A 6,000-nucleotide genomic window follows, 5' to 3' on the forward strand; every position below is an offset into this window, starting at 1 on the left:
GAGCGACCTTGAACTTGGCGAGTCTGCGATTCGGCCGCGTTTCGTTCCAGACTCGTTCCACCGCTTAACCGGCGTGCGCCGCGGCGTCGCAATGTGACACATCTCTGACCGCAGACACGCAGAAACACAGTCCAAATGCCCAACAGGTTTTCCGCGCCGTTTACCAATGACCGGGCGCCCGGCGCCGGCGTTACAGCAGTGCTCGGCCCGACCAATACCGGCAAGACCCATCTGGCGATCGAACGGATGGTGGCGCATCCGTCGGGCCTGATCGGCCTGCCGCTGCGGCTGCTGGCGCGCGAGGTCTATAACAAGATCGTCGACCGGGTCGGCGAGGGCGCCGTCGCGCTCGTCACCGGCGAGGAAAAGATCAAGCCGCCCAAGGCGCGGTTCTGGGTCTCGACCGTCGAGGCGATGCCGCGGGATCTCGACGTGTCGTTTCTGGCCGTCGACGAAATCCAGATCGCCGCCGATCTCGAGCGCGGCCATGTCTTCACCGACCGCATTCTGCACCGTCGCGGCCGCGACGAAACGCTGCTGCTCGGCGCCGCGACGATGCGGCCGATCATCGAGCGGCTGCTGCCCGGCGTCAGCGTCGTCACCCGGCCGCGGCTGTCTCAGCTCGAATTCGCCGGCGACCGCAAGCTGACCCGGCAGCCGCGGCGCACCGCGATCGTGGCGTTCTCCGCCGACGAAGTTTACGCCATCGCCGAACTGATCAAGCGCCAGCACGGCGGCGCCGCAGTCGTGCTCGGCTCGCTGTCGCCGCGCACCCGCAACGCCCAGGTGGCGATGTTTCAGTCCGGCGACGTCGATTATCTGGTCGCCACCGACGCCATCGGGATGGGGCTCAATCTCGATGTCGATCACGTCGCCTTCGCGTCCGACCGCAAATTCGACGGCTATCAATTCCGCCGGCTGACGCCGTCCGAGTTCGGCCAGATCGCCGGCCGCGCCGGCCGTGCCACCCGCGACGGCACCTTCGGCACCACCGGACGCTGTGCGCCGTTCGAGCCCGAACTGGTCAATAACCTGCAAAACCACGCCTTCGAGCCGGTGAAGATGCTGCAATGGCGTAATTCGGCGCTGAATTTCGGCTCGGTTGGCGCCCTGCAGGTGTCGCTGGCTGAATCGCCGCGGCAGGAGGGATTGACCCGCGCCCCGGTCGCCGAAGACCTTCGAGTGCTCGAACACGTCGCCCGCGATGGCGAAATGCGCGGGATGGCGCATGGCGCCGCTGCCGTGGAGCGGCTATGGGACGTCTGTCAGGTCCCGGATTATCGCAAGATCGCACCCGCGGCCCACGCCGAACTGGTAACGACGCTGTACCGCTTCCTGATGCGAAAGGGGCGTATTCCGGATGAATGGTTCGCCGCGCAGGTCGACCAGGCGGACCGGACCGACGGCGGCATCGATACTCTGTCGGCGCGGATCGCGCAGATCCGGACATGGACTTTCGTCGCCAACCGGGCCGACTGGCTGGCCGATCCTGAACACTGGCAAGGCATTTCGCGCGACATTGAAAATAAATTGTCAGATGCGCTGCATGAACGGCTTACGGAACGTTTCGTAGATCGTCGGACCAGTGTATTGATGCGCCGCCTGCGGGAAAACACGATGTTGAATACGGAAATTGGTAAGACCGGCGAGGTCATCGTCGAGGGACATGTGATCGGTCGTCTCGACGGCTTTACTTTCGCCCCGGATTCCGCCGAAGCGGGATCCGATGCGAAGGCCTTGCAGGCGACCGCGCAGAAGGCCCTGGCCGGTGAGATCGACTCCCGCGCCGAGAAGCTGTCGGGCGCGCCCGACGAGCAATTCGTGCTGACCTCCGAAGGCATCGTGCGCTGGACCGGCGACGCGGTGGCGCGGCTGGTCGGCTCCGACGACGTGTTGCGGCCGCGACTGCGCATCATCGCCGACGATCGTCTGGCCGGCGCCTCGCGCGAAGCCGTGCAGACCCGGCTCGATCTCTGGCTCAAGACCCATATCGAGAAGATCCTCGGACCGCTGTTCGAACTCGGCAAGGCCGAGGACATCACCGGCATCGGCCGCGGCATCGCGTTTCAGCTGATCGAGTCGCTGGGGGTGATCGAGCGCAGCAAGATCGCGTCCGAGATGAAGGATCTCGACCAGCCGTCGCGCGCCACGCTGCGCAAATACGGCGTGCGGTTCGGCGCCTATCACATCTACATCCCGTCGCTGCTGAAGCCGGCGGCGCGCGCGCTGGCGTCGCTGCTGTGGGCGCAGAAGCTCGACAACGTCGACCTGTCGGCGCTGTCCGGCGCGCAGCATCTGGCCAGCAGCGGACGCACCTCGTTCCCGGTCGACAAGGCGCTGGATCGCGATGCCTATCGGACGCTCGGCTACAAGCTGTGCGGCGAGCGCGCCGTGCGGGTCGACATCCTGGAGCGATTGGCCGACCTGATCCGTCCGGCGCTGGCCTGGCGTGAAGGCGCGCCGGGCGAGAAACCGGCCGGCGCGTTCGACGGCCGCAGCTTCGTCGTCACCCAGGCGATGACGTCGCTGACCGGCTCGGCCGGCGAAGATTTCGCCTCGATCCTGAAGGCGCTCGGCTATCGCATGGAGAAGCGGCCGCCGCTGCCGCAGGCCCCAGCGCCGCAGCCGGCGCCGGTCGAGGCCGCACCTGTGGCCGACACCGCGCTCTCAGCCGAAGACCACGCCATTCTGGCCGGCGCGATCGCGTTCGAATCCGTGGCAACGCCCGAGGCGCCGGAAGCCGCCCCCGAGGCCGCGCCTGCCGATCAAGCAGAGGCCGCTGCTGAACCCGCGGCGCAGGAGCCTGCGGCCGGAGAGCCGGTCGACGCCGTGCCCGCCGAAGCGAACTCGTCTGAGGTCGCCGCGCTGACCGAAGCGGATGCAACGGCCGGCGAAGCCGCTGCGGCCGACAGCTCGGCGGCCGAAGCCTTAGCTCCCGAGGCTGCTGCTACCGAGGCGGCGCCCGCCGATACGGCGACAGCCGAAGCGCCCGCTGCTGAAGCCACGGCTGCTGAAGCGCCCGCAACTGAGGCCGCTGCGGTCGCCGAAGCCAAGCCGCAACCCGATCTGATCGAAGTCTGGCGGCCGGGCGGCCGTTCGGACGAGCATCGTCCGCGTCACGACCGCAACAAGCGTCCGCATCACCGCGCGCAGCAAGGTCAGGGTGGTCAGGCCAATGCCGACGGCGAAGCCGGCGCGCGTCAGGACCGGCCGGATCAAGGCGGCCGCCGCGGCAAGGGTGACTTCCGCCGCGATCGTCGTGAAGGTGGCGACGGCGCTCCGCGCCGCGAGGCGCAGGGCGAAGGCCGGCCGCCGCGCGAACGCTTCAAGGGCCGCGACAAGTTTCAGGGCGGCAAGGGTGGTCGTGACAATCAGGGCGGCGGCTCGCACCGCCAGGTGCATTCCAGCGCGCCACCGCGTGAACGCGATCGGCCGATCGATCCGAATTCGCCGTTCGCCAAGCTTGCTGCGCTGAAGGAGCAGCTGGCCGGCCGCAAGGACTAAGTCACGCCGCGCGCCGGCGCGGCCGAACCTGGGTGGTGCGTGGAGCGGCAGCGTCTCGACAAATGGCTGTGGCATGCGCGGGTCGTCAGGGCCCGCAGCTCGGCGGCCGCCTTGGTGGAAAGCGGCCACGTCCGCATCAACGGCACCCGCGAGACCTCCCCGGGTCACGGCATCAAGGTCGGCGACGTCGTGACGATTGCGCTGGATCGTAGCGTGCGGGTGCTGAAAGTGATTGGATTTGCCGAGCGCCGCGGGGACGCGACCTCGGTTACTGGACTTTATGCCGATCTCGAAGTGCCACGGGACTAGGCATCTTCACCTTGCGGCTGTTGGACACCTGCGGTACGCAAACACTCAAAATTAGAACCGTTCCGGAGCTTCGGATGACTTACGTCGTCACTGAAAACTGCATCAAGTGCAAATACACCGATTGCGTTGAAGTCTGCCCCGTCGATTGCTTCTACGAGGGCGAGAATATGCTGGTCATCCATCCGGACGAATGCATCGATTGCGGCGTGTGCGAGCCCGAGTGCCCGGCCGATGCGATCAAGCCCGACACCGAGCCGGGTCTTGAGAAGTGGCTCGAGCTGAATTCGGAATACGCCAAGACCTGGCCGAATTTGACCCAGAAGAAAGACGCGCCGGAAGAAGCCAAGCAGTTCGATGGCCAGGAAGGCAAGTTCGAGAAGTTCTTCTCGAAGGAACCCGGCACCGGCGACTGAGCCCACAACCTCTCGTCCGATCGTATCGACGGACGCGGTTTTCAGACACTGCTTAACCCTGTTGATGATCAGTCGACCCGGCACCGCAACGGTACCGGGCCGATTCGTCATAAATCATTGATTTTTGCGGGAAATGTGCTATATTTGGCACATTCTACACACTCGGCATGCCGTTTTTGCGGCCGGGAAGGGATCCCGTCAAAAACAACCAACAGGGGCGTGGCGGTTCCACGCGCAGGCTGTGTCACAGAAAACGCGTAAAATGAGTGCTTCCTCGAAGGGTGCCAAGCACGCTGGCAGCCGCAGCGCAACCAATAGCCGATCCCGTACTTCTTCCAAGGACCCGCGGACCACCAAGACCGCGGGGTCCAAATCGACGATTTCCAAGGCTTCAGTGTCGAAGCCTGCCTCATCGAAGACTTCGGTTTCGAAGTCACTGGCCGCCAAGGCGCCGAGCGCGAAAGCGAGCGCCGCCAAGGTCGCAACCGCTAAGGGTTCCACCGCGAAGGCTCAAGCCGCACCGGTGACGGCCCTCAAGTCCTCGAAAACCAAAAGAAGTGCAATGCCATCCAAGACTGCGAAACCCGACGCCGCGGCGACCGTGACCAAGGCTGCCTCCGCTAAACCTGCCGCCAAGTCCGCCGCCAAGCCTTCCGTCGCTGCACCGGCCGCGCCCGCCGCGCCGAAGGCGGCTGCGAAGCCGGAGGTGAAGCCGGCGGCTGCGAAGCCGGCGCCCGCTCCGAAGGCCGAAGAGCCGAAGAAGGCCGTGACCCAGCGTCAGGGCTTCAAGGCCAACGAGTTCGTGGTCTATCCGGCGCATGGCGTCGGCCAGATCCTGGCGATCGAGGAACAAGAAATCGCGGGCGCCAAGCTCGAACTGTTCGTCATCAATTTCATCAAGGACAAGATGACGCTGCGGGTGCCGACCGCCAAGGTCGCCAATGTCGGCATGCGCAAGCTGTCGGACCCGGCGCTGGTCAAGAAGGCGCTGGAGACCCTGAAGGGCCGCGCCCGCGTCAAGCGCACGATGTGGTCGCGCCGCGCTCAGGAATACGAAGCGAAGATCAACTCCGGCGACATCGTTGCGATCGCCGAGGTGGTGCGCGACCTGTATCGCTCGGAGTCGCAGCCGGAGCAGTCCTACAGCGAACGCCAGCTCTATGAAGCGGCGCTCGACCGGCTGTCGCGCGAAATCGCAGTCGTCCAGCAGGTCACCGAGACCGAAGCCATCAAGGAAGTCGAAGGCCAGCTCGCCAAGAGCCCGCGCCGCGGCGCCAAGGCGGACGCCGAGGGCGAAGCCGACGCGGACGGCGATCTCGACGCCGATGGCGACGACACCGTCACCGACGAAGCGGCCTGAGCCGCATCGCATCGACCACCAGATCAGGCCCGGCGCAAGCCGGGCCTTTTTTGTTTGTGAGGTCTTTGATCTTCAAGACGCGACCTCGATTGGGAGAAGGAAATCCGCTTGGCCCGGCACGACGGCACCTTCTTCACCCTCCCCTGGAGGGGGAGGGTCGGTCCGCAACTCGCGCAGCCAGATGCGGACCGGGGTGGGGTGAGCGGCGGGCACAGCGGATGAACTCTTCGCGGGCCCCCCCCCCCCCCCGCGCGGGGGGGCCCCCCCCCCCCCCCGCGGGGGGGGGGGGGGGGGGGGGGGGGGGGGGGGTGGGGGGTGGGGGGGGGGGGGGGGGGGGGGGGGGGGGGGGGGGGGGGGGGGGGGGGTGGGGGGGGGGGGTGGGGGGGGGGGGGGGGGGGGGGGCGGGGGGGGGGG

The 6,000-nt window shown here is 66.8% G+C and carries 5 protein-coding genes; 4 read left to right on the plus strand and 1 reads right to left on the minus strand.

All coding sequences use genetic code 11. The features are described 5' to 3' along the window. The first annotated feature begins 135 nt into the window (after positions 1–135). The 3 genes from D4Q52_RS24260 (at position 136) to fdxA (ending at position 4,226) form a co-directional block, all read left to right on the plus strand. Positions 136–3,504, plus strand: a complete 3,369-nt coding sequence (locus tag D4Q52_RS24260) for a helicase-related protein (RefSeq protein ID WP_119859149.1) — start codon at positions 136–138, stop codon at positions 3,502–3,504. A 39-nt stretch (positions 3,505–3,543) separates the two neighbouring features. Next, positions 3,544–3,813, plus strand: a complete 270-nt coding sequence (locus D4Q52_RS24265; RefSeq protein ID WP_119859150.1) for an RNA-binding S4 domain-containing protein — start codon at positions 3,544–3,546, stop codon at positions 3,811–3,813. Positions 3,814–3,887: 74 nt separating this feature from the next. After that, positions 3,888–4,226: a ferredoxin FdxA gene (gene fdxA, locus D4Q52_RS24270; protein ID WP_119859151.1), complete on the plus strand. Its 339-nt coding sequence runs from the start codon at positions 3,888–3,890 to the stop codon at positions 4,224–4,226. Between the two features lie 198 nt (positions 4,227–4,424). Here the strand turns inward: fdxA and D4Q52_RS26610 are convergent, their stop codons facing one another. Continuing rightward, positions 4,425–4,703 (minus strand): hypothetical protein, encoded by a 279-nt coding sequence (locus tag D4Q52_RS26610; protein WP_182915436.1) that lies wholly within the window; start codon positions 4,701–4,703, stop codon positions 4,425–4,427. Between D4Q52_RS26610 and D4Q52_RS24275 the strand changes: the two genes are divergently transcribed. Beyond that, positions 4,621–5,586: a CarD family transcriptional regulator gene (locus D4Q52_RS24275; RefSeq protein WP_234831316.1), complete on the plus strand. Its 966-nt coding sequence runs from the start codon at positions 4,621–4,623 to the stop codon at positions 5,584–5,586. The two genes, D4Q52_RS26610 and D4Q52_RS24275, sit on opposite strands and share 83 nt — an antisense overlap. Positions 5,587–6,000 lie beyond the last annotated feature (414 nt).

Origin of the sequence: Rhodopseudomonas palustris (assembly GCF_003591005.1) — a bacterium.
Classification (GTDB): domain Bacteria; phylum Pseudomonadota; class Alphaproteobacteria; order Rhizobiales; family Xanthobacteraceae; genus Rhodopseudomonas; species Rhodopseudomonas palustris_K.